Genomic DNA, 22,866 nt, shown 5'->3' with positions numbered 1-22,866 from the left:
CTTTGAGTTAAAACCAGTTGGATCTGACACCTTTGATTTGTTTGATTTTTCAGTTAATTTTCACTCCCAGGCTTAACGAGACGATGGCACCTACTAAGGTTGTGATCACTACGGAGAGTAAAGAGCCAATTAGTACATATTCGGTCATACTTCTACCATTCGCTTTATTCAATTCTCCAAATCTAAATATGGATTTAGCGGCTAATACAAACCCAACGGCGGCGTAACTCCCCACAAGGGTGAAGGTCAATATTAATACTCGCTCTAAGTAACCAATTAACTCACCACCAGCAACAAGGCCTGTGATCTCAGGTTTACTTTGCTTGCTCAATGGTTGGTCTTGTGGTGTTGATTCGTCTGGATTAAAGCCCGATGGAGTATATTTTTGCAGGACCTGACTAATCACAATGGAAGTTGGTTTGAGAATCAACAAATACGCAAAAATCACTTGAACGCATGCTGAGAGCTTTTCATGTTTTAACACTGCATTAATAGTGATGCCGTCAACAAGGTAGAAAGCACTTACCGCGAGTACAGTGACATGTAATGTTTGATCGATTATAAAGTGAGACAGCTTATCACCATTCGCGCTAGTCACTTTCCACAGGTCGATAGCAAAGTGAGTCACTGTTACCCACACCACTAGGTATGCGGTCAAATGCCAATGAATGTCTAACACCAATGCTGGCAAGATCAATACGACTCCATGCAGCAGTGCATGACAGTACAACTCTACACTACGATAGGTGCGCTGCTTTTTGGCTTCTACCCAGCGGGCTGGCTGCAGGTAAAAGTCACAAATAATGTGAACCAATAAGAATGAAATCAGCAGACTAAAAAATTCAGACATCTTCAATTACCTTTAATTGTTGTTCAAATCGATAATTTAACGCTTCAATTAATGGCCACCCAGAGGCTTTGAGTGACTTGCTAACGGTAGCAATAGCAACATTTAATTTACCTGCTAGGTCGCTAACAGATAACTCTTGATTGGTTTGAAGCATAGGAAGCATCACTTCACATTGGCGTGGTGTCAGGTCGGTAAGTTGTCGATCAAGGTATTTAAATAATAAATCAAAGTGATCCGTGAGTTCAGGACGATCAGAACTAAACAGCAACCTATCACTTTTTAACGCTTTTAAACCGCGACCAGAAAGCACAAATGCTTCCCCCATGGATTCAGAGACTGATTCACGCAATTGTGCATTTGAAGCAATGGCAAAACTAATCCTGCTATCAAAATCTTTACCAAGGGCTTTTATGCCAACTCTGTAGACAATGGTATATCTCAATACGTTTGAGATATCATGGATCAAGGTCTGAAATTCATCACCACGTTTAATACTATGTGTGTTTAAATTGTTTACCTCACTGATCCATTGTTGGATGTCTTTAATGCGTTGCAGTAGTTGGTCAAACTGTTTTGCAGTTAATTGGGTCGAGTTAACCACATCCCCACTAATCACGGCGATGGGTTTTTGATTGTATTCCACACTAATTCCTTCTTTTGAGCCTCACCGCTAATTTAGCCCAAATAGGCTAAAAACGCAAATTTAGCCTTAATTGGCTAAATTAACATTTTTAGCGAGCTATGACTAAAGAACTGCGAAACTGCGGGGTCAGAACAAACCTACGGGTTTCCTCAGGTTTTCAGGTTTAGTGATATTTGCTAAGCTAGGGCAAATAACGAAACTGACATGTATCAATGACATACCAAATTAAAACGTTTTCTTCGTATTTTCTAACCTTCAGCATTTGCATCTTGTTACTCGGCGCTTGTGCGACGTCCAAAAAAGCTCAGCTTCCGGTTGCTGTGTTGACCACTGAATATGGCAATATTGAAATTGAGTTAGACACAAATAACGCGCCAATAAGCGCGAACAATTTCATTGCTTACATAAAAGGCGGGCATTTTAAAACCTTGACCTTCTATCGTACTGTTGATCACAGCAATGATAACCACCCTCTGAAAATCGCGGTTCTACAAGGTGGCTTAAACGCGGCACTTGATGAGCCTTTCGATGCTCCGCTACCAGCAATCACTCACGAATCAACGGCACAAACCACTCTCACTCACACAAGAGGCGCGGTTTCTTTTGCCCGTGGTGATTTAGGAACAGCGCAATCAGAATTTTTTATCTCTACCTTAGATAACCCGCATTTGGATGCAGGCGGATTACGCCACCCTGATAAACTAGGTTTTGCAGTATTTGGCAAAGTGATTGGGGGAATGGACGTGGTAGATAAAATTGCGGCAATGCCTGCGAATCGAGTTCACGACAATCCCTATGTGGAAGGACAATTATTAACTGAGCAGGTGGTTGTCAGTAAAATCACTCTCATTGATTAATAAATCAGCTCAATCAAAGCGAAAAACCGTTTTAAGACTAAGATGATAAGGCACATCTAGGGAAATATATTTTCCAATTTGAGTTTTTAAAAAAACTTAAAGCATTCAGGCACTTGGAGAGGTTTGCTTAGCACATTTTTACTGATAAACTTTTCCAGTGCAGTTTTATCTTTTGCTTTAAATAAGTGGCATCACTTAGCTTTTAGTTATTAGCTCGTCGTTAGTAACGCTTAGTTATAGATTAACAACACTTAAATAAACACACCAATCATCCATAACAGAGATAATGATAAATACGTCAATGCACATGCATTTCCCAAAGACTAATTATATGAACCTAAACACAAGGGATTCACAACAGTGACACATCAAAAAACAACTACACCTTTTTCTATTGCTCCTTCTTTAAAGAGCAAAACCCTAGTGGCTATAGCCGTCGCTACCTGTTTATCACCAATGAGTCTGTACGCGCAATCTAACGCAACTGGAGCAAATGATGCTGAGGTCGAGCGTGTGCTAGTGACCTCTCGTAAACGTTCAGAAGATATGAACGATGTGCCAATTAGCATTAACGTGGTAACTGACGAACTAATTGATAATTTAGGCGCTGCCGACTTTACCGATTTATTAGGCGTAGTGCCAAGCTTAACCTCTTACCAAAACGGTCCGGGAAGAACCCGTTTATCTATCCGTGGCGTGGCTAATGGTGGCGGTAATGACAACGATACGCAAAACCAAGAAACTGTCGGCATTTATATGGATGAAATTCCAATTTCCATGGGCGGCATGAACCCAGAGTTTGCATTGTTTGATTTGAAACGTGTAGAAGTATTGCGCGGCCCTCAAGGGACTCTATTTGGCGCAGGTTCAATGACAGGTACGGTTCGACTCGTTTCAAACGAGCCTGATCTTAACGAATTTGGTGGTCGCTATGAAGCCACTGCATCTTCTATCAGCCATGGTTCACAAAACTATTCGGTGAAAGGTCTGATCAATGCCCCGGTCATCGAAAACCAGTTGGCCATTCGTGCAAGTGGCTATTACATGGACAACGGTGGTTACATCGATAATGAAGTCACTGGCGAAAAAGATCTTAACGATGGCATATCGAAAGGCGCTAAAATCTCGACTTTGTACTTCCCTACCGACAATTTGCGTGCGGAATTAACCCTACTTCACCATAACTATTCAGATAATGGCTATCCACAAGACATCGACTCTACTCCGTTTTTAACCAGAAACTATACGTCTTTCGATGGCTTTGATGATGAAGTAAATATTGCCAATCTAACCTTGAAATATGACCTAGAGTGGGCTGAATTGGTCAGTTCTACTTCGTATTTTGATCGCTCGATCATTAACAGACGTTCGTTAGATTTATTATTTGAGTCGGCGCTTCCTCCCGAGGTCACGCCACACGAACTCATCGATTTCACTGACTCTGAAGTATGGGTGCAAGAACTACGCTTAGCCTCAACCACCGATGATAAGTTGCAGTGGACTGTGGGTGCTTATGCCGATAAAAAAGATGTGTTTTATGAAAACACCTTTCCTGTTCCAGGAGCGGACGCAATATTAGGCGTGCCTTCTTCGGCCTTTGGCGCACCAGAGGACCACTTGTACTACGGTTTTGACGATCTAACCGTAGAGACCTATGCGTTATTCGGTGAAGCATATTACGACATTGGTGATCTTTCTATCACAGCCGGTTTACGTTATTTCAACTGGAAACAAAATATCGAGTTCTACCAGTCTGGTTTGTTCAACGGTGAATCAAACGGTGATATTCGACCTGAAAGTACCACTGATGGCGTCAATCCGAAACTGAACGTGTCATATCGTTTAAATGACGAAGTTTTGGTTTATGCTCAAGCTGCGAAAGGCTTCCGTTACGGTGGCATCAACGGCGCTATTCCTGAATCAGTTTGTTCTGAAGAATTGGCTCAAGTTGAACGTGAAGGCGGCGATACACGCTTCTTTAAACCAGATGAAATTTGGAATTACGAGGCGGGTATAAAAGGCGTGTCCAGTGATGGTATGTTCAGTTATAACGCAACTGTTTTCCACATTGATTGGAGCGATATGCAAACCAGCCGCTCCTTTGAGTGTGGTTTTGGTTTCCGTGAAAATGTCGGCGAAGCCACCAGCCAAGGGATAGAATTTGAACTTAGTATGAAACCCGTTAACGCCTTGACGTTGTCTTTAGGTGGTGCATACATCAACAGTACTTTGGATGCAGATGTGCCTAATTTATCTGCGTTAAAAGGTGATTCAGCTCCGTTCGTACCAGAAACGACCTTTAATGCTAGTGCAGATTATGAGCGCGCGTTAAGCCAAAACTACATGGGCTTCGCGTATTTTAATGTGCAGTACACAGGAGACCGTGCTACTGAGTTTAACGAAGAGGCTGCCAACTATCGTAAAATGGATGCTTATACTGTGGCTAATTTACGCTTAGGTGTGCGCTTTGATGAATTTGAAGTGTCGTTGTTTGCAAATAACTTGTTCGACGATGATGGTGTGGTGCGGGCGATAGGCAGACCGCCTTTTGATCAGCCTGCTACTATTCGTGTAACACCTCGCACGGTTGGGTTAACCTTCCGCGGTAACTATTAACAGGTTAACGCAATTAAAAATCGCTTATTTGGCCTGCTTGATCAAAGCAGGCTGATAAGCGAATAATCGGACAATTGCACTTAGCATTAAAAACTAGCTCGTGCAGTTGTCCGCCATTTAACAGGATAATAATGATGAAACGATTTGCCGCTATTGTGATGATAGCTTTTTGGTCTTTCAGCAGTGTCAGTTTTGCTGGACCGCAACCATCAGCAATAACAGACAACACTGAGTCGATTAACAAACTGATGGACAGTCTTCATTACTCAGCAAGCCAAGCGGATCTGAATGCCTACCTTGGTGCTTTCACTCAAAATGGCGTCTTTATGGGAACTGATGATTGGGAACGATGGAGTCGCCCCACCACTTTGGATGCCTACGTTAAAGAACGTTTTAAGGGCGGCACAGGATGGACGTATAAGTCAGTTGAACGTCATATAAATTTTGCAGACAGTGGCAACACCGCATGGTTCGACGAAATAATAGTCTCACCAAAGTGGGGTAGATTCCGCGGCACTGGTGTGGTGATTAAACAAGCTGACACTTGGAAAATTGCACATTACTCCATGAGCGTGTTGGTAGCCAATGAAGCATTTTTTGAGATTGCTGAGATCAACAAAAAAGCATTTGCACAACGCAAAAACAAATAAGTCAGAGGGCATCCCTGTGAGATGCCCATTCGCATAACCCATCACGGCGAAAAATAAGATCACCTTGACGAAAGCGATAAACCTCCCTCAATAGCCTAGCTATTTCTTGCCGATTATTTCTTGTCTAAGATAAAAATTAAGCAGTCTAGGCTACCTTAGACTTCAAAAATGGAATAGTATAAAAATTAAGCGCTCGATACTAAATCAAAAAGGATATAAATTTAGCCATGACGCAACATTCTATCAAAGAGACATTATTCAATTCATCCATTGTTGGCGACAAGACATGTCAGGAAAGCATCCTTGAACAATATAAAATGTGTGTTTCCGCAACGGAGAATATTAGTAATCGTCGACAAACAACAAATAGTTTTTTTATTAGCATTAACACCATCATTGTTTCGTTTGTAAGCTACTTCAACTTTCAAGGTGACGATAAAGTCATTTCCTTAGTCATACTGTCAATTGCTGGCATAATCGCAAGTTTCATGTGGCGTCAGTTGATCCTCTTATATAAAGCACTTAATTCTGCAAAATTTTTAGTGATACTGGAAATAGAAAAGCAACTGCCTTTAGCACCATATACAGCCGAGTGGCAAGCCTTAGAAGAGGGGCAAAATAAACAGAAATACAAACCTTTCACGTCCATTGAGTCTCAAGTACCTATTATTTTTATGGTGCTACATTTATTGGTTGCTTTTTTTAACTTAAATACGTTTCTAAACAGCTAACAATATGTTTAATCTTCTGTTTAAAACAAAAAAAGGTGAAGAACAGACGGATCAAAATCACGCCCCCATATTCTGTGCAATAACACAAAATAACCTCGTTGAACTTAAAGATTTAATCTCAGACCCAACAGCAATATCAGTAAAAAATGCGACAGGTCAAAGCCCCTTGATATTTGCGTGTGAACGGGGCAATCAACAAGCGCTGGATATTCTATTAACAATTGAACACGATATTGAAGAACAAGACTTTTTCGGGTTTACACCACTAATGACCGCTTGCAAACACAAACAGATAGATATCGTAAAAAAATTATTGGCAGCAGGAGCTAAACCGAACACAGCTAACTTGTTGGGCAGAACAGCGCTCATGTTATCTTGTGCTAAAGGTGAAATCGAGACTGTAAAACTGCTCCTTGAAAATGGTGCGAACGCTAATCAAACTGACAGCAACGGTCGTAGGGTAATAGATTACGTTGGTAGCCAAAAAATAGGTAAATTAAAGTCCTATAAAATAATCAAGATTATTAGCAACGCGCCTGGGTTTTATCAAAAAACCAAGACCAAAAAGACCAAACCAGCGCTATCCTTCGCTGAATTAATCGGCAAACATGCTAAAAATAATATAGGACTCGATATTGGCGTTTTCATCATGATTCATAGTTTTGTTATGTTCAGCATGAATTTCGACAGTAAAAGTATTGTGTTTTTAAGCGAAGAAAACACAAAATACCCCAGTTCAATTTTTGTAATCTTGCCTTTTTTACATCTTATTTTTATGCTCTATTATTTTTTTCCTGCCTACAAAATAATTAAATTTAAACCTTCAGATGCATCAAATAACAGACTGAACAATCCCCTACCGTCCGCTCATCAATATGCAAGTAATACAGAATATATTCAAACGCTATTGGATTTTGGTTTTCACAGCCTGACTAACAAATTTATCCATATTACTGATCCAACCGTTATCCGTGCAGGGAAATTAAACATGCTGTTTCCCAGTGCTGTACTGCTGCTGGCAATACTCAATGGCGTAATGATGGCGTTTGACTATTATGACTTTCTAGTTGATTGCGCTTTAGCCGCTCTGTTTATATGTTTATTGGGTATTTATTTTGAATACAAAAGAAGAAAAAAAGCGCTTGTGTGCATCCATAAAAAGTTAGACAAAGCGGCAGGTGATATGTTGTCGACTCAGCAAAAAAGAGATGGCGTCCCACCAAAAGAATTTATTTTGTACTTAAGAGCGTTTGAAACCACTGGTGCATTAAAGGTAGGTGACACAGATTTCGAAACCGCTATTACGCATTTTTTGTCCCCGCATATTTTGCTCATTACCTTTGGCGTACCTGGTGAATTTGCAGGGGCAGCTAGAGTGCAAAGTACAGAAGAAAAATGGCAGTCTAACGTCTTAGATTTAATGCACAGGGCTACACACATTTTAATGCTTCCCTCTGACCGACCGGGTACTTTATGGGAAGCTGCAGAACTTAAAAAGCATCAACTACTGTTTAAAACCACCTTTGTGATGCTGCCAGAAATTCAATTACAATCCGCAAAGTACTCTGAATTGTGGCAACGAGCCTATGCTGCTTTTCAACCTATTGGCCTTAATATTCCACAACATATGTTTAAAGGTTTAGTATTTAATCTAAATCCAGCAGGCCACGTACAACATTATTCCATTTTACAAGAGGCGGATTTATTCATTAAACAATTTTCCGCTTCAGCAGGTGGAGACGGCAATGGAGAGGGCGATGGCGAAGGGGGAAGCGAAGGTGATGGCGGCGGAGATGGGGGCGGAGGCGACGGAGGTGGTTGAACATGGATAAAGATTTATTAGCCGCTTACAAAAATGCTGAATATGTTGTTTTTGCTGATGGATTAGCAGATAACCAGTTTGTTATGTTGGTCGATAAATACTGTGACGCCTTACAACGATTAATGTATCAAAAGGACTGCAAACAAGCGGCCTTTATCAGCGCATACAATCCTCGTAGCCATCTACTCCCAGAGTCCCAAAACCGCAATGCACACACCCAATTAAAAAACCAAATACAGCAATTAGGTTTCAAATTCATCAACGGCGAAGGGCGAGATCCAAAAGGACATTGGCCCGCAGAAAAGAGCCTGCTAGTACTCAATATTGATAAACAAGAGGCCATAAATATAGCTAAACAATGGGGTCAGAATGCGCTGATCTGGATTGAAGACGACGCCATTCCAAATTTACTTTTGATAGAGCACTTTTGCTAGATCACTTTTACTAGATTACCTGAGCCGTTAAGTTTTTCATCGGTACCTCCCCTGTCGATTTTTTCGATGAGCGAGCGGTTTATCTATCCTAGTTGGCCGCCATTTTTTACTTAGGGAATTAATCTAACCGCACAGCAAACATCACTTCCAACTCAGTACCTTCATTACTGTGAGCACAACACCAACATCACATACAAATAACAATGATTATCATTTGCAATACGTTTATCAATGATTATAATGACCCCGCTTTATTAATCACACTTCACATTCAGAGAGCACTATGAATAAAAGGCACACTTTTGCATTATCACCGTTGATGTTGGCGTTAGGCATGCATGCGCAAGCAGCAGATTTAAACAATGAAGACACGAATAACACAGCCGAAAACGATATTGAGGTTATTCGTATTGTTGAAAGCCGCATTCAACGAATTAGTTCTGGGGCAACAGGTTTAGGTCTAGATAGTTTTGACACCCCTCAATCTCTGTCAATCATCGAAAATGACACCATTTCGAAATACAACTTGAGTGATATCAATAGCTTGTTTAGGCAGGTTACGGGTATCAACATTGACCAAACAGAAACAGACCGCACCTATTTTAACGCCCGCGGTTTTGACATAACCAGTATGCATGTAGACGGCTCGGGCATCCCCTTTGGTGATATTTTCGTGGGCGATCTTGATACCGCTATTTATGAAAAGGTGGAGTTTATTCGCGGCTCTAACGGGCTGATAACCGGCTTAGGCAACCCGTCAGGTACGGTAAACTACGTTAGAAAACGCCCAAGTAATGATCCCCAAGCAAGTGTTGCCGTTACCTTAGGCCGTTGGTCAAATATGCGCGCAGTTGTGGATGTATCAACGCCATTAACTGAATCAGGAAGCTGGGCCGCCCGCGCGGTTGTCGTTCATCAAGACAAACAAAGCTGGTTGGATCGCTACGAGAATAACCGCACAGTTGTATACGGTGTTGTTGATGGTCAAATTAACGATGATGTCACTCTTACTTTTGGTTACACCTATCAAGATAACAACAGTGATGGCGTGACTTGGGGTGCGGTTCCAATGATTTATTCAGATGGTACCCAAACTGATTTTGCGGTTTCTGAGTCCACCAGCATGAACTGGACGTATTGGGATACCTTGAATGAAACTGCGTTTGCAGAATTAAGTTGGTACATCACTGATGATCTCAATTTCACCAGTAAGTTGAACTACACCAAATACGAAGATAATTCTGAGCTATTTTATGCTTATTCCAATACTGGCTTAGATCACGAAACAGGTTTAGGCATGTTGGGTTACCCCGGCAAGTTTTACGCAGAAGACGATATCTTAATTTGGGACAATACCTTACAAGGCACGTTTCAAGCGTGGGGGATGGAACATTCGTTCAATCTAGGAGTTAGCCTCGCCGACTCTGAAACTCTCGATTTAGAATTCGGCGCACTGAGCGGTTTCGACGTTATGCCTGCCCTACCCGGCTGGACGGGAACCGAAGTGGCAAGACCTGACTGGGCAGAACCTTATCAAGCTGGCTATACAGACGTCACCTTAAATCGTTTTTACGGCTCAATTCAACTAGCCGTTACAGAGAATTTCGATTTTGTGTTAGGCGCAAGTTTTGTTGATTATGAAAACGAAGGGGAATCTTGGGGCGCATCCACTTCTACCACTGAAGATGGCACCAGCCCATATATTGGTTTTACTTGGGAAGCGATGGAAGGTCTAAATGTTTATAGCAGTTACAGCGACATTTATCAACCTCAGTATTATCTAAACGAAGATCTTGAGCCCCTAGGCTCTGCTGAAGGTCGTAGTTATGAAATGGGCATTAAAAAACGTTTTGAACACAACTTATTAGTCAGTTTAGCCGTTTTTCGCACCGAACAGGAAAACCTGTATGAATTTATCGAATATGGCGACGGTGACGGCGTTGACGATGATGATTATTCAGATGACTTTGATTATTCACTGTATCGCGGTGTAAACGTCGACTCTAATGGTTTTGAGTTAGAAGTGTCAGGTCAGGTTTCAGAGGAGTGGACACTCCAAGGTGGCTTTACCGCGTTAACCATGGACGATGAAAACGGTGATGAAGCTCGCACATTTATTCCGCGCAGAACCTTGAAGTTAATGGCTGACTACTCACCGACTTGGCAAGAAAAACTCAATGCCGGTATTTCTGTTCGTTGGCAAAGCGAAATGTATTACCAAACAGGTTTCGGACGCATTACTCAAGACGCCTATGCGCTTATTGGTGGCTATGTGCAGTACCGATTCAGCGAGCAAGTGTCACTTAGTCTGAACCTAGACAACATTACAGATGAAAAATACCTTAGCTCTGTTCGAACCGACCAAGCGTTTTATGGTTCACCAACTGACTATAGCCTAACCTTGCGTTGGGGCTTTTAATAAAGCTACAAAAAGAAGCTTATGTAACCAATAGGCTTCTTTTTTCGTTCCTAATTGGGCACAAAAAGCGTGTTTCATATTAGCTAAAATTGGAAACAAATCATGAGTACATCATCTTTGAAATTTCTTAAAAACAGACGTTTTTGGCTAAGCGGGCCCGCTACTCTTGTGGTCTCTTTGCTATTTATGCTCGCCATGGCTGTCTGGTTTCCACCTGGAGCAGGCCATGTGAATAACATCATGATGCCGATGTTTATGTTTCCGCTCATTTGGGCGATTTTGTTTTTTTACACTTACCTGACAACAAACCTGCAAAAAGCCCAATGGCTGCTTGCCACATTATTTGTTGCCAACAGTGCCATTCTTGCATTTCAATTTTTAGGTTAACCTTTATGACTGACAATACTCCACCCTTGCGTTCTAAAGCTAAGGCTTTACTTAGCCTTCATTCTTGGTCTGGCATTGTATTAGGAATGTTACTTTATGCGGTTATATTTACTGGTACAGTAGCGGTGGTTGCCGATGAAATTGGCGAATGGTCAAACAGTAATTATCATAAAAATCTGTTAGTTGCCTCTGATGTCCATGCAACCGTTTCTCGTTTAGCTGACCAAACCCCTGTAGAGTATTTAGATGAAATTTCTGCTTATGAAAACGATAGGCAACAATTGGTGTATTTCTTCCACACCCACAAGCAAAATCCATCGGGTGATATGGACGAGTATGGCGTTCAGTATTTAGTTAATTCTCAGGGTCAAACCATCTCAAAAGAAACCGGTTTTGGTAGCGAGATATTCGCCCAAGACGATACCTATGCCTTAAGTCGATTTTTAGTTTCCATACATACTGAATTGCATATTCCGGCTCCGTGGGGGCTAATACTCACCGGGATTTTAGGGCTGGCAATGTTAATTGCTTCTGTGTCTGGATTTATGATGCACCGTCATTTGTTTACCGATATGTTTTCGATTCGCAAGCAACGTGACGGCCAGCCCCTCAAACGTGACTCTCATACAGTGGCAGGCACCTGGAGTATTCCGTTCGCTATTTTATTGGCGTTCACCGGCAGCTTTTTCAGTTTTTCCACTGCGTTTGGTTTGCCTGCCATGGGAATGGTGGCATTTGGCGGTGATCAAGAAGCACTTATGTATGCTTTGGTAGGCGAGCAACAGCACAAAAGCGAAGCACCAATGACTTCTGCTAATTTTACAACTATGGTCAGAGATGCAGCAGCACGACAATCATCAGTCCCCTCTTATTTGTCCATCTCTCATATGGGCACAGAGTCGGCTAGTTTACTGGCTTTCTTTATGCCAAATGAAGGCAAGGTTGGATACGAACAATTAGTTTATGATGGCACTAATGGTGATTTCATTGAGCACAAACCCTTAGTCGGCACTGTACCCTCAGTATCAAGTGATATTTTGTCATTAATTTATCCCATTCACTTTGGTACCTTTGCCGGGCTAATGTCGAAAATTGTGTGGATAAGTCTAGGCGTAGCCGCTTGTTACGTGACTATCACAGGTCTACAACTTTATGCTCATAGAAATGAAAAAAGCCAAACCAGTTGGCGCTGGTTTAGCCGAATGTGCGTGTGGGGTTTTTATGGCCTTCCCCTGTGTTCACTAGTCAGTGCCTTTGGCTTTTTTGTTAGTGGCAATATGGGGGCGAGTCAAAGCTTATGGACCCAATATTCGTTCGTGATTGCCGCCGCATTAATTAGTTTAGTTAGCTTGTCTATGAAGAACCTCAAACAACTCAAAATTTTATTGCTGGCAGGAAATGGGATCTTCTGTTTAATATTACCGGTATTACGCTTTAGCAGCTCACATGTAGGTTGGTTAGAGGCCTTGAAATTCAACATGATGGACATGTTGTTTATCGACTTTGCACTGCTTACCTGCGCTCTTTGGTGCTTTTTCGCTCTGCATAAAAAATGTCAACAGGAAAGCCAAGAAAGTGATGTTTGGACTCCAACCATATCTGATGTAGAGGTGAGAAAATGAACCATTTAATTATGACGCTTCCTTTTATCGCGTTCAGCTTACTGGTTATTTTTTTGCTTGCCCTCACCGACCCAAGGCGCAAGCAACTGTCCAACAAAACCAACAACAAAACGTCCCGCAGCTTAACCTTATCGCCTATGCACAGAAAGTTACTGGCATGGAGTTTAGCTCTGCCATTTATTCCGCTAATAATCATGAGCAATTATGCCGGCATATTGATGTATTCAGGGGCGGTAACAACAATAGGTTGGATGGTATCTGAACTGCCCGCCTCTGTGGTTTAAATGAATGATGAAATATAAGCAAGCTCGCAAAACTAAAACATCTAAGAGGCGAGTTTTAAACTTATTATGAAAATTAACGTTTAACCTGGAGTTCTGATATTACTAAATTTCGGCCTCGTTCTTTTGCCACAAAAAGCGCGGTATCGGCTCTAGCTATGACTGATTTCAATGAGTCGTCTTGCTCACTAAATTGTGCAACGCCTGTTGAAATAGTGAATTGAATTTCGCCCTTAGAAGTGTTCATAGTATTTTGCTGGGTAAGTACCCGCAAGCGTTCAGCAAATTGAATAGCCCCAGCGATTTCTGTATCAGCTAATATCATTGCAAACTCTTCACCGCCAATACGGCCAATGATGTCGGAGGAGCGTGATATTGAGGTTAACACCTCACCCATCTCTTTTAGCGCGATATCGCCTAGTTCATGGCCGTAGTTGTCATTGATGTCTTTAAACTTATCGATATCAAAGGTGACCACACAAAACGAGCTAGCATGTCGTTTGGCTTGTAAATAAAGTTGTTCACCGGCTGAGAAAAAAGCGCGTCTATTAGGTAATTGGGTCAACTCGTCAGTCATGGCAAGTTGCTCTGCTGTTTGTTTGGCGTATTGTAGTTCTTTGGTTTGTTCTCTAACTTCTATTTCCAAGCGCTTATTATAATCTTCTAATTGAATAGCCATATCTTCTTTGTGCTTAAGGTAGTCAGCTTGTTTAATTGCTATTTCCATAAACTCAGCTATTTCGGACACCATTTTAATCTCTTCGACAGTCCACTCATGCTTTTCGCTTGAGTCCAAACAAAACAAGCCTACTACCCCTTTGTTATGACTAACCGGAACGTCTAAAACTGCGCGAGTATTGCCCTTTGTCATTGGCTCCTGTAATGGTAAAAAACGGTGGTCAGTTAATACGTCGGAAACGGCTAATAGTTTGAACTGGTTTAGTTCTTTCAAATAATCTGGCGCTATATTAAGGTCACTTTCTAGCCCCTCGAGGTTAGGCATATGTTTTGGAGTAGAACAACGCCAAATTTTGAGAATACCTTGCTCAGAAACAGTTGAATAGGACACGCGATACAACGGGTATCTTTTGGCTAATTCTTCTAACGCAATTTGAATAATTTTCTCTGAAGACATGCCGGCATTAATACTTTTAACAATTTGACCAATAGTTTTGTATCTGTCTCGATTGTGTCTTAATTGAATAACTTCACTGCGATATTTCATCAGTTGTAGGCCAACGAAAAGGACCGAGATTAACAGAATGATAAAAATTATATAAACAACCAAGAGATCGCGTCCTCAAGTTAATGGCACTTCACGAAAGATTGTAGGAAAAGTTGTGTGCCCAGAATGCAATTTATAATAATCTCAAAAATATGAGCAGACTCAATACATATTAACTTTTTTTTTAGACCGCCCGACTAAAAATTAACGTAATTGCTGCTAAATATTTGTATCGCAAAACCCAAGCATAGCTCAAATTTAATCGTTTAAAAAAATCGTTTCAATAATCCATGCAGTTTCAAATTTGTTGCAGTATAGGTAAAACTCACAGTACATTTTGCCAACTAGGATTAGTTACAATGCTAAAACGTTTGACACCACAACTGGCTCAAGTATTTTGAACTATAGTTATTTTACCTAGCCAAAAAGATTGTAAACTTAAAATATGAAGCGCCGACTATCTATTGCATTTTCCTCATGCTGTTTAATGCTGCTTTACTGGGCGCCGACACTTTACGCCGAAGAAGCTGATGAAAAATTGCAGTTTTCCGGATTTGCTCGTGTGGTTATGGGTCATTTCGATGATGAAAATGCTGAGTACGTGGGCTATGACAACAGCATAAGTTTCGACCAACAATCCCTTCTTGGGCTGCAAGCAGATTACACTTTTAGTGATCAGCTTTATTTAACCGGCCAGTTGATAGGTCACACAAGTGAGCTACGTTCTTCAGGATTGGAATGGCTTTATTTAACCTATACCCCGTCCAATACCGCACTTCAGTTTAAACTTGGCAAGCAGCGCATACCATTTTTCAATTACAGTGACAGCATCGATGTCGGCTTTGCTTACCCATGGTTAACGCTACCCCAGCAATTTTATGACACGGCATTCTTTTCAACCTTTGAAGGGGTGATGGCTAATTACCAATATATTTATCACGATTGGGTGATGAACTTTGAAGGATATTGGGGTTATTACGACGATAAAATTTATTTAGCTAGCGGCGAAATCGATACCAAGGTAACAGGGCTTTCGGAGTTAATACCAGTGCATCCTATAATGGGTTAACGTTTCGGGCAGCCTACAACCAAGGAAACGCCAAACTGCAACTTCCTGCTGCAACACAGTTTGCTGAATTGCTCAATCAGTATGGATTTAGTCAAAATGCAGCATCACTTAATCCGGATGGTCTCATTCATTTTTATCAACTAAGTGCTAATTATGAGAACCTAGATTATTTTGTACGTAGCGAAGTCGCGAGAATGGTGGGTGAAAGTGGTCCAGTTCCCGACATAGATAGCTTCTACATTTCCGCAGGTTACAACTTTCATCCATACACTTTATATATTTCCTACGGCGCTCGAGATGTGCATTACGATCACGGACCTAATGAAATCCCCTACGGTATTTCAGGTGAACTTGACTTTCTAGCGGCAACCTACGAATCCGTACTCAGCGGTTTTCCTGACGATAAGAGCAAAGGCACTAAAATTGGCCTTAGGTGGGACTGGCGATATAACGTGGCGTTTAAAGCAGAAGTCACCTACGTTGACGCTGAAAAAGTAAGTAACGATTTTGCGATCAAAGATTTAGGAGGATTCGATGGCCATGGGGTCTTGTATCAACTAGGAATTGAATGGATATTTCTATGAAAAAATGGGGCATTTTGCTGCTGCTCGCATCACTTTGTTTTTTTCAAGTTGCTAGGGCAAATGAAACTATAGTGGTGGTTGCCAACATTTCAGATAAATCAATTCAGCTTAACCGGCAACAAATACGTAATTTATATATGGGCGGTATGATGCCTTATGATCTGAACGTTATCGCATTATCGCCAGATAACGTAACCCGCGTGATATTCAATACAAAAGTGGTGGGATTAACAGAGTCGCGAATCCAATCATATTGGGCGCAAATGCGCTTTACTGGGCGTAAAAAAGCACCGAAAGAATTCGCCAATGAGCGTACTTTGCTTGAGTATCTAATCGACAATGAAGGAACTCTGGGGTATTTGCGAGGCAGTATCTCGATTCCCGATGATTTATTAGTTGTTTATACCATTGATTAGCCGTTTATCTTCGCAGTTACAATTAACAACTATTACCCTGCAATAGATAGAACAAAACGTAACCACCGTTTTAGCTCGATGTGCACATCGCTAACCAGCTAGTTGGTGAAAGACGTTTTGTTCATGCCATTAACATTAATCTATGCGCTAATTACCGTCATTTCATTTAAAATAAATTCTTCAACGCAACCTTCAGTGGCAGCCATATAATCCGCTAAGTGCTGGTTGCCCATGTGGGTTTGCCAAAGTTCACGTGTCTGCCAGTTTTCATAAAACATAAAATGCGCTGGATTTTCGTTATCTTGATGTAAGTCGTAGTTGATGCATCCAGCTTCATTGCGGGTAGTATCGATAAGCTTTAACAGCTCCGCTTTGACTAAATCTACTTTGCCTGGAGCGGCTTTAATATTGGCCACTATGGTTAATTGAGTCATGCTAATTTCCTAATTAATATTGTTCAGTTTGATCTGCTAAGTTGGTTGCTTAAAAGCCTTCCAACACGATTTTTCCGATCGATTTGCCTGATTCAAGTTCTTCATGAGCGGCTCTTAGATTCGCCGCATTAATTGTCCCAAGGTGTTTACCTACAGTGGTTTGGATATAACCTTGGTCAATCAAATCACTTACTTTATTCAGTATGTGATGCTGCTCAATCATATCATCGGCCGTAAACATTGAGCGAGTAAACATAAACTCCCAGTGCAGCGATAAACTTTTAGCTTTCAGCTTGCTGATATCAAGGGATTCAGGATCATCAATTAAGGCAATTTTTCCCATTGGTGCTAACAATTCTACATAGCTATCAAGGTATGAATCTGTATGGGTTAAACTCGCAACATGGGTCACTTGCCCGATGTTTAATTGTTCAATTTGCGCAACCAGAGGCTTCGAATGATCAATAACATAATCCGCTCCCAATTTTTTTACCCAGTTTGCTGAGCTTTCACGAGAAGCGGTCGCGATAACAGTTGCACCTGTTAAAGCACTGGCTAATTGAACTAATATCGAGCCAACGCCGCCTGCAGCGCCAATAATCAAAATGATATCCTTTGACTGCTCTTTTGTATCTGGGAGCTGTTGTTTAATGGCTAAACGTTCGAACAACAGTTCCCACGCGGTGATTGCTGTCAACGGTAAAGCCGCTGCTTCACTGTCAGACAAGCTCTTTGGTTTGTGACCAACAATACGTTCATCCACTAACTGAAATTCCGCGTTACCGCCCTGACGATTCAAATCACCAGCATAAAACACCTTTTCACCAGGTTTAAATTGGGTAACTGAATCGCCGATAGCCACAACTTCACCAACCGCATCCCAACCTAGCACTTTGTATGCATCAGCCTCAGGGGTAACATTTTGGCGAATTTTGTAATCAACAGGGTTAACCGCAATCGACTTGACGCTAACTAATAAGTCATGTCCTGATGCAGTTGGTTGTGGCAGTTCGATATCAATAAGAGATTCAGGGTTATTAATAGGTAACGCTTGTTTGTAGCCAATTGCTTTCATAATTATATTCCTGTGTTTTGACAATGTTAATCAACTTGGGAGAAATTATAGAGCTTGCTTAACGAAACAAAAACAGCATAATAATTGAATCTTTATCAAATAATTTTTGACAATCATGTTACTAGAAGACCTTAACGTAATTTTAAAAGTGGCTGAATTTCGCAATATTACAGCGGCGGCAGAAAGTTTAGATATGCGCACAGCAACAGCAAGCGCTGCTATAAAGCGAGTTGAACGTGCGTTAGGGGTTGAGTTATTTATCCGAACCACCCGACATTTGAGGCTCTCCGTTGCCGGTGAAAAATACATTCCCAACTGTGAACAAGCATTACAATTACTCAATTTCGCTAAGCAAAATGTGAAAGAGGATTTAGATGTCATTGATGGTGAATTAAGAATTTCGGTACCTTCAGATTTAGGTCGCAATTTAATTCTACCTTGGCTTGATGAGTTTATGCATGAGCACGCAGGCGTTAGCGTCAAGCTGCATATTAGTGACAGTAATATTGACTTCTATCGAGATCCTGTTGATATCGCTTTACGCTATGGCACACCGAATGATGCAAACTTATATGGTTTTAAAATTTGCAAGGTTCCCCGTGTAATTTGTGCAACAACCGAATATTTGAAAAACAACGGGTTTCCACAACATCCCAATGATTTAACCACCCATAACGGCCTTTTATATCAACTTCATGACATTATTCACGACGTTTGGGAATTCGATCACAATGAAAAATCGATAAAAGTAAAAGTACAAAGTAATCGAGCTTCAAACGACGCCGAGTTGGTTAGGCGTTGGTGTGTAAATGGAAAAGGCATAGCGACAAAGTCTAGCTTAGATATGTCGAACGACCTACTTAACGACAAAGTTGTGCCGATATTAAAGGAATTTGCCCCCAAACCGACGGAACTATGGCTGATCTGCCCAAGCAGACAAACAATTACTCCAGCCGTGCGATTGCTAAGAGAACATTTCAGAATAAAGTGCGCAGAGGTTTTTGCGCAACTGATTAATAAAGGGGTGTTAACGCAGGAAAATATTAAGTAGTTCCTACCGCCAATTACAAAAAACCCGCGAACCTTTCGATTCGCAGGTTTTAGTATTTGGCGAAGAGAGTTCCCCCCCATCTGCAGCGCCACTAAACTCAACTGATTGAGTTCTCTTGTGTATACGCTTAAAATTTTTAACATTATTAAATAGCTTGTTTACTTCTGGGCTATACTATCCCTTCATCTCTTCCAAGGTTTTACAAACATGGACAGCCATTGCATACAAAGAGTACAAACATGGACAGCCATTGAGTACAAACATGGACAGCCATTGCATACAAACATGTACAAACATGGACAGCCACAAACTAGACTAGAACTAGACTCTTAGGAAAATAGAATCAACTACAAACATGGACAGCCACAAACTAGACTAGAACTAGACTCTTAGGAAAATAGAATCAACTATGCTTTAGTATGATTAATTCAGGGAGTGAATTATGCCACTGGCAAGGAAGCGACAAATCAATCTTTCAGATACCCCTTATTATCATTGTGTATCCCGATGTGTCCGGCGTGCCTTTTTGTGTGGTGAAGATGAACTGACAGGGAAAAGCTATGAACATCGTCGCCAGTGGGTAGAAGACAGGTTATTGTTTTTGACCACCGTCTTTGCCATCGAAGTTTGTGCCTATGCAGTGATGAGTAATCACACCCATGTGGTGTTACATGTGAATGCTGACAAAGCTAAACATTGGACGGATACAGAGATTGCTCAGCGTTGGCATAAACTTCACAAAGGAACCTTGCTCTCACAAAGGTTAACCTCAAAAGAAACTCCCGTGTTCACAGACGCTGAACAAATCACACTCCAATCTACCTTGTCAGTTTATCGTAATCGCTTAACCGACATTAGCTGGTTTATGCGAGAATTGAATGAGCCGATTGCTCGACAAGCGAATCAGGAAGACGACTGTACCGGTCACTTTTGGGAAGGGCGATTCAAGTCACAAGCACTGTTAGATGAACATGCCTTAGCAGCCTGTATGGTGTATGTGGATTTAAACCCTATACGAGCAAAAATGGCAACAACCCCAGAGTCTTCTAACCACACCAGTATTAAACGCCGTATTCATGATTTTAAGAAAGGTTATCAGCCATCTACGTTAATGCCCTTTGTTGGCAACCCAAAACAGCCACAACCGCAGGGACTAATGTTCGATTTAGTCGAATATCTTAAGTTGGTTGACCTATCTGGTCGCAGTCTTAATCCCAATAAAAGAGGGGCAATTGATATGAGTGAATCACCCATATTGCAACGTTTAGGGTTGGATGAACACACCTGGCAAGATATGTTTTTGACCTTTGAAACCAATTTTAGCGTGGCTGCAGGGCAATCAGACACCTTGAAACGCTATAAGCGAAAACGTCGGCAAAAAAATTCTGTAGGCTAACGATTCCACTAAAGCCGCTTTTCATTTCAATTGTTTCTTTGCACAAGAGACAGGCCTCAACCTACACTAAATTCAGCTCAATAGCGCCCATTTCCCAGAAACCGATGATTCCATAGGTATTTATCTAAATTACGAACGCATTAATACTTTTCATCAGACTCCAGTAAAAGTTATAGGCCTCTTTTTTCACTACCTTTAAAAATGCCTGTCCATGATTTACTGATTTAGTTCCCAAATATGCGTTGGGCATGGGTAATTAGGCCAGTTGTAACGCTACCAAAATGGTTCCCAATGACAATCTCAGTATCGGGGAACATAGCGCTTATCCATTGTTTGATGACGGGTGAAATTGCAGTACCGCCGGTTACAAAAATGGTGTCGGGTTTAGCGCCTGACTGCAGTAAAGACTCATTCACGATAGACTCAATTTGCTTTAATTCGCCACTGATGGCATCACCTAGTTGATCTCGGCTAACCGAGATTTGTAAATTTGATTCAATATAATCGAGATTAACCTCGGTCAAATTGTTGGTTGAAAGTGCTATTTTGGTTAATTCAGAACTCTTATTTAATTTGAGCCCTAGTTTGTCGTCACGCAACTTTTTTAATCGCTCGATTCTATTATCCAAAGACATAAAACAATATCGTTGCAATTCCACACCGGTTCTATTTGAATTAAACTCACGCTGCGCAGCGACATCATTAACACACACAGCCTGCCTGAATAATGTGGGAGGAATCGGCAGGTCGTTAGTTAATATAATATCTTTACCAAAGTGCGGCATTATCCCCATTAGCGCTAGTTTGTTGTCAATATCAATGCCCCCTATCCGTTTTCCTGAGCAACCAAGAATATTACTCTCTCGAATATCGCTGCTTATATAACTGGGTCCTAGTTTAACCACCGAACAGTCTGTTGTACCGCCACCTAAATCAATAATAAGCACCACTTTATCTTGACTTAACTGTCTTTCATAATCGTATGCTGCTGCAAGTGGTTCCATTAAAAATTCAATATCTTTAAAACCCACTTTTTTGGCCGCTGAGGTAAGAATACTAAGGGCTTGACTATTTCCGTCTTTTTCTTGTAAACCATGAAAATTAACGGGCCTGCCAATAACAACACTCTCCAGCTCAATGCCCTTTATATATTCAGATTCTTCTTTTATAAACGCCAGCATTTTCTCAATAACAGATGCAAATATGGCTTGTTGAGCTTTGGTGATTTTTGCACCTAAAAAAGATTTGGGCGACTTAATGTAAAAGCCATTTTCAGGATTTGTAATGTGCGCTAATTCCGCTTCTCGACCAATAATAATATCGTCGCTCAACTCCAGCGCTTCCATTACGGTTTTCATACGTTGATCAGTTTTAGCATCTTCGCGATTTTCAGCTCTGATTATTTTGCGAAAAATATTAATTAGTTCAGCATCGGTGAAAACCCGCGCGTCTGTTTCACTTTTAGCTCTTTTGGTTTGTACCGCTTTTTCTGCTTCCACACGAGCTAATAAATCTGTCTCCGATACTTTTTCTGGTTTAATAACTCCATGCTCTAAAAATACACAAGAAGGAATCGTGGTTTCGCCATCTTCAAGAGGAATAAGAGCAGGTTCACTTTGTTCTATTATACCAATGGAACAATTAGACGTACCAAAATCTAAACCTGCGAACATTTTATTCTCTTTATTTTTACTGTTTAATTTCACTCGATACTCATTAAAGTCAACCCCCAAAATTAGCCGACTAATCACACTAAAGTAAAAAGCATTATTTTTGCTAACCGGGTCATTGTTTGTTACTGAAAAGTTGGATTTTATAAAATACGTGGGCTTAGACACTGGCAAAAGACCCCTGCGCCTACGAAATCAGCGGGGCCAGATCCCACAGGTTTTGAGAAAGATGGAAATCATTTACTCTGAAATCAAAGGGAGCTGACCCCGAAGGTTTTGATTTCAACAATTCCTACTATCTTAAAATATGCCTGTCCATGAGTTTATGCCTGTCCATGACTTTAAAAATATGCCTGTCCATGACTTTATTGCATAGTGAAAACAATGGAACAAACATATCTGAACTTAGTGGAACTGATCCCAAATTGATCCCAAACAAAAAAACCAGCAACTAAGTTGCTGGTTTTTTGATAAATTTGGCGGAGAGAGAGGGATTCGAACCCTCGTTAGGTTTAACCCTAAACACACTTTCCAGGCGTGCGCCTTCAGCCACTCAGCCACCTCTCCAAATTGTTTCACTTGCTCTTCGAAATTATCTCAGAGCTAACACATCCATGATGATCGGCACCCAGTC

At 41.1% G+C, this 22,866-nt stretch carries 19 protein-coding genes, 1 tRNA gene and 1 pseudogene; 14 read left to right on the top strand and 7 right to left on the bottom strand.

Translation table 11 applies throughout. The annotated features are described in order from the left end of the window. Positions 1–49: 49 nt before the first annotated feature. Positions 50–850 carry a DUF3307 domain-containing protein gene (locus tag Q4567_RS12620; protein ID WP_216048378.1) on the bottom strand — a complete coding sequence of 267 codons (801 nt, stop codon included), beginning with the start codon at positions 848–850 and terminating at the stop codon, positions 50–52. Then, on the bottom strand, positions 843–1,493 hold the full coding sequence (locus Q4567_RS12615) for a hypothetical protein (RefSeq protein WP_303500579.1): 651 nt from the start codon (positions 1,491–1,493) through the stop codon (positions 843–845). Before Q4567_RS12615 ends, Q4567_RS12620 begins: the two co-directional genes overlap by 8 nt. Before the next feature lie 212 nt (positions 1,494–1,705). On the opposite strand from Q4567_RS12615, the gene Q4567_RS12610 reads away from it, so the two are divergent. The 10 genes from Q4567_RS12610 (at position 1,706) to Q4567_RS12565 (ending at position 13,315) form a co-directional block, all read left to right on the top strand. Then, positions 1,706–2,350, top strand: coding sequence for a peptidylprolyl isomerase (locus Q4567_RS12610; RefSeq protein ID WP_303500577.1), 645 nt, complete (start codon positions 1,706–1,708; stop codon positions 2,348–2,350). A gap of 393 nt (positions 2,351–2,743) precedes the next feature. Next, complete coding sequence (locus Q4567_RS12605; protein ID WP_303500666.1) at positions 2,744–4,966, top strand: TonB-dependent receptor; 2,223 nt, start codon at positions 2,744–2,746, stop codon at positions 4,964–4,966. Between the two features lie 131 nt (positions 4,967–5,097). Next, a complete protein-coding gene (locus Q4567_RS12600; protein WP_303500576.1) occupies positions 5,098–5,616 on the top strand; it encodes a nuclear transport factor 2 family protein in 519 nt (172 codons plus the stop codon). Between the two features lie 227 nt (positions 5,617–5,843). Next, the gene (locus tag Q4567_RS12595) at positions 5,844–6,347 is read left to right on the top strand and encodes a hypothetical protein (protein WP_216048375.1); all 504 of its coding nucleotides are present in this window, start codon (positions 5,844–5,846) and stop codon (positions 6,345–6,347) included. Between the two features lie 4 nt (positions 6,348–6,351). After that, positions 6,352–8,169 (top strand): ankyrin repeat domain-containing protein, encoded by a 1,818-nt coding sequence (locus Q4567_RS12590; protein WP_216048374.1) that lies wholly within the window; start codon positions 6,352–6,354, stop codon positions 8,167–8,169. 2 nt (positions 8,170–8,171) lie between these two features. Beyond that, the gene (locus Q4567_RS12585; RefSeq protein WP_216048373.1) at positions 8,172–8,603 is read left to right on the top strand and encodes a DUF3293 domain-containing protein; all 432 of its coding nucleotides are present in this window, start codon (positions 8,172–8,174) and stop codon (positions 8,601–8,603) included. A gap of 283 nt (positions 8,604–8,886) precedes the next feature. Further along, entirely contained in the window at positions 8,887–11,022 is a 2,136-nt protein-coding gene (locus Q4567_RS12580) for a TonB-dependent siderophore receptor (RefSeq protein WP_303500575.1), read from the top strand. 102 nt (positions 11,023–11,124) lie between these two features. Continuing rightward, positions 11,125–11,409 carry a hypothetical protein gene (locus Q4567_RS12575; protein ID WP_216048371.1) on the top strand — a complete coding sequence of 95 codons (285 nt, stop codon included), beginning with the start codon at positions 11,125–11,127 and terminating at the stop codon, positions 11,407–11,409. Between the two features lie 5 nt (positions 11,410–11,414). Further along, positions 11,415–13,031: a PepSY domain-containing protein gene (locus tag Q4567_RS12570; RefSeq protein WP_216048370.1), complete on the top strand. Its 1,617-nt coding sequence runs from the start codon at positions 11,415–11,417 to the stop codon at positions 13,029–13,031. Continuing rightward, positions 13,028–13,315, top strand: a complete 288-nt coding sequence (locus Q4567_RS12565) for a hypothetical protein (protein ID WP_216048369.1) — start codon at positions 13,028–13,030, stop codon at positions 13,313–13,315. The genes Q4567_RS12570 and Q4567_RS12565 overlap by 4 nt, the downstream gene beginning before the upstream one ends. Before the next feature lie 73 nt (positions 13,316–13,388). Here Q4567_RS12565 and Q4567_RS12560 read toward each other — a convergent pair whose 3' ends face one another. Further along, complete coding sequence (locus tag Q4567_RS12560; RefSeq protein WP_303500573.1) at positions 13,389–14,537, bottom strand: sensor domain-containing diguanylate cyclase; 1,149 nt, start codon at positions 14,535–14,537, stop codon at positions 13,389–13,391. A 487-nt stretch (positions 14,538–15,024) separates the two neighbouring features. Between Q4567_RS12560 and Q4567_RS12555 the strand changes: the two are divergent. Both Q4567_RS12555 and Q4567_RS12550 read left to right on the top strand, forming a co-directional pair. Continuing rightward, positions 15,025–16,190 (top strand): annotated as a pseudogene (locus Q4567_RS12555) (hypothetical protein). After that, on the top strand, positions 16,187–16,606 hold the full coding sequence (locus Q4567_RS12550) for a hypothetical protein (protein WP_303500572.1): 420 nt from the start codon (positions 16,187–16,189) through the stop codon (positions 16,604–16,606). The pseudogene Q4567_RS12555 and the gene Q4567_RS12550 overlap by 4 nt, the downstream one beginning before the upstream one ends. Positions 16,607–16,746: 140 nt before the next feature. Here the strand turns inward: Q4567_RS12550 and Q4567_RS12545 are convergent, their stop codons facing one another. Then, on the bottom strand, positions 16,747–17,040 hold the full coding sequence (locus tag Q4567_RS12545; RefSeq protein WP_216048365.1) for a putative quinol monooxygenase: 294 nt from the start codon (positions 17,038–17,040) through the stop codon (positions 16,747–16,749). A 49-nt stretch (positions 17,041–17,089) separates the two neighbouring features. Beyond that, positions 17,090–18,115 (bottom strand): zinc-binding alcohol dehydrogenase family protein, encoded by a 1,026-nt coding sequence (locus Q4567_RS12540; protein ID WP_303500571.1) that lies wholly within the window; start codon positions 18,113–18,115, stop codon positions 17,090–17,092. 115 nt (positions 18,116–18,230) lie between these two features. Between Q4567_RS12540 and Q4567_RS12535 the strand changes: the two genes are divergently transcribed. Both Q4567_RS12535 and Q4567_RS12530 read left to right on the top strand, forming a co-directional pair. Next, positions 18,231–19,166 carry a LysR family transcriptional regulator gene (locus tag Q4567_RS12535; RefSeq protein WP_303500569.1) on the top strand — a complete coding sequence of 312 codons (936 nt, stop codon included), beginning with the start codon at positions 18,231–18,233 and terminating at the stop codon, positions 19,164–19,166. Between the two features lie 442 nt (positions 19,167–19,608). Next, entirely contained in the window at positions 19,609–20,562 is a 954-nt protein-coding gene (locus Q4567_RS12530) for a transposase (protein WP_303500568.1), read from the top strand. A gap of 224 nt (positions 20,563–20,786) precedes the next feature. On the opposite strand, the gene yegD is transcribed toward Q4567_RS12530, so the two are convergent. Both yegD and Q4567_RS12520 read right to left on the bottom strand, forming a co-directional pair. Then, complete coding sequence (gene yegD / locus Q4567_RS12525) at positions 20,787–22,268, bottom strand: molecular chaperone (RefSeq protein WP_368509182.1); 1,482 nt, start codon at positions 22,266–22,268, stop codon at positions 20,787–20,789. Between the two features lie 441 nt (positions 22,269–22,709). After that, positions 22,710–22,799: transfer RNA gene (locus tag Q4567_RS12520), tRNA-Ser, on the bottom strand. Between the last annotated feature and the right edge of the window lie 67 nt (positions 22,800–22,866).

This window comes from Aliiglaciecola sp. 2_MG-2023 (assembly GCF_030548145.1).
GTDB classification, from domain to species: Bacteria; Pseudomonadota; Gammaproteobacteria; order Enterobacterales; family Alteromonadaceae; genus Aliiglaciecola; species Aliiglaciecola lipolytica_A.
This window is presented reverse-complemented; position numbering and strand designations above follow the sequence as displayed.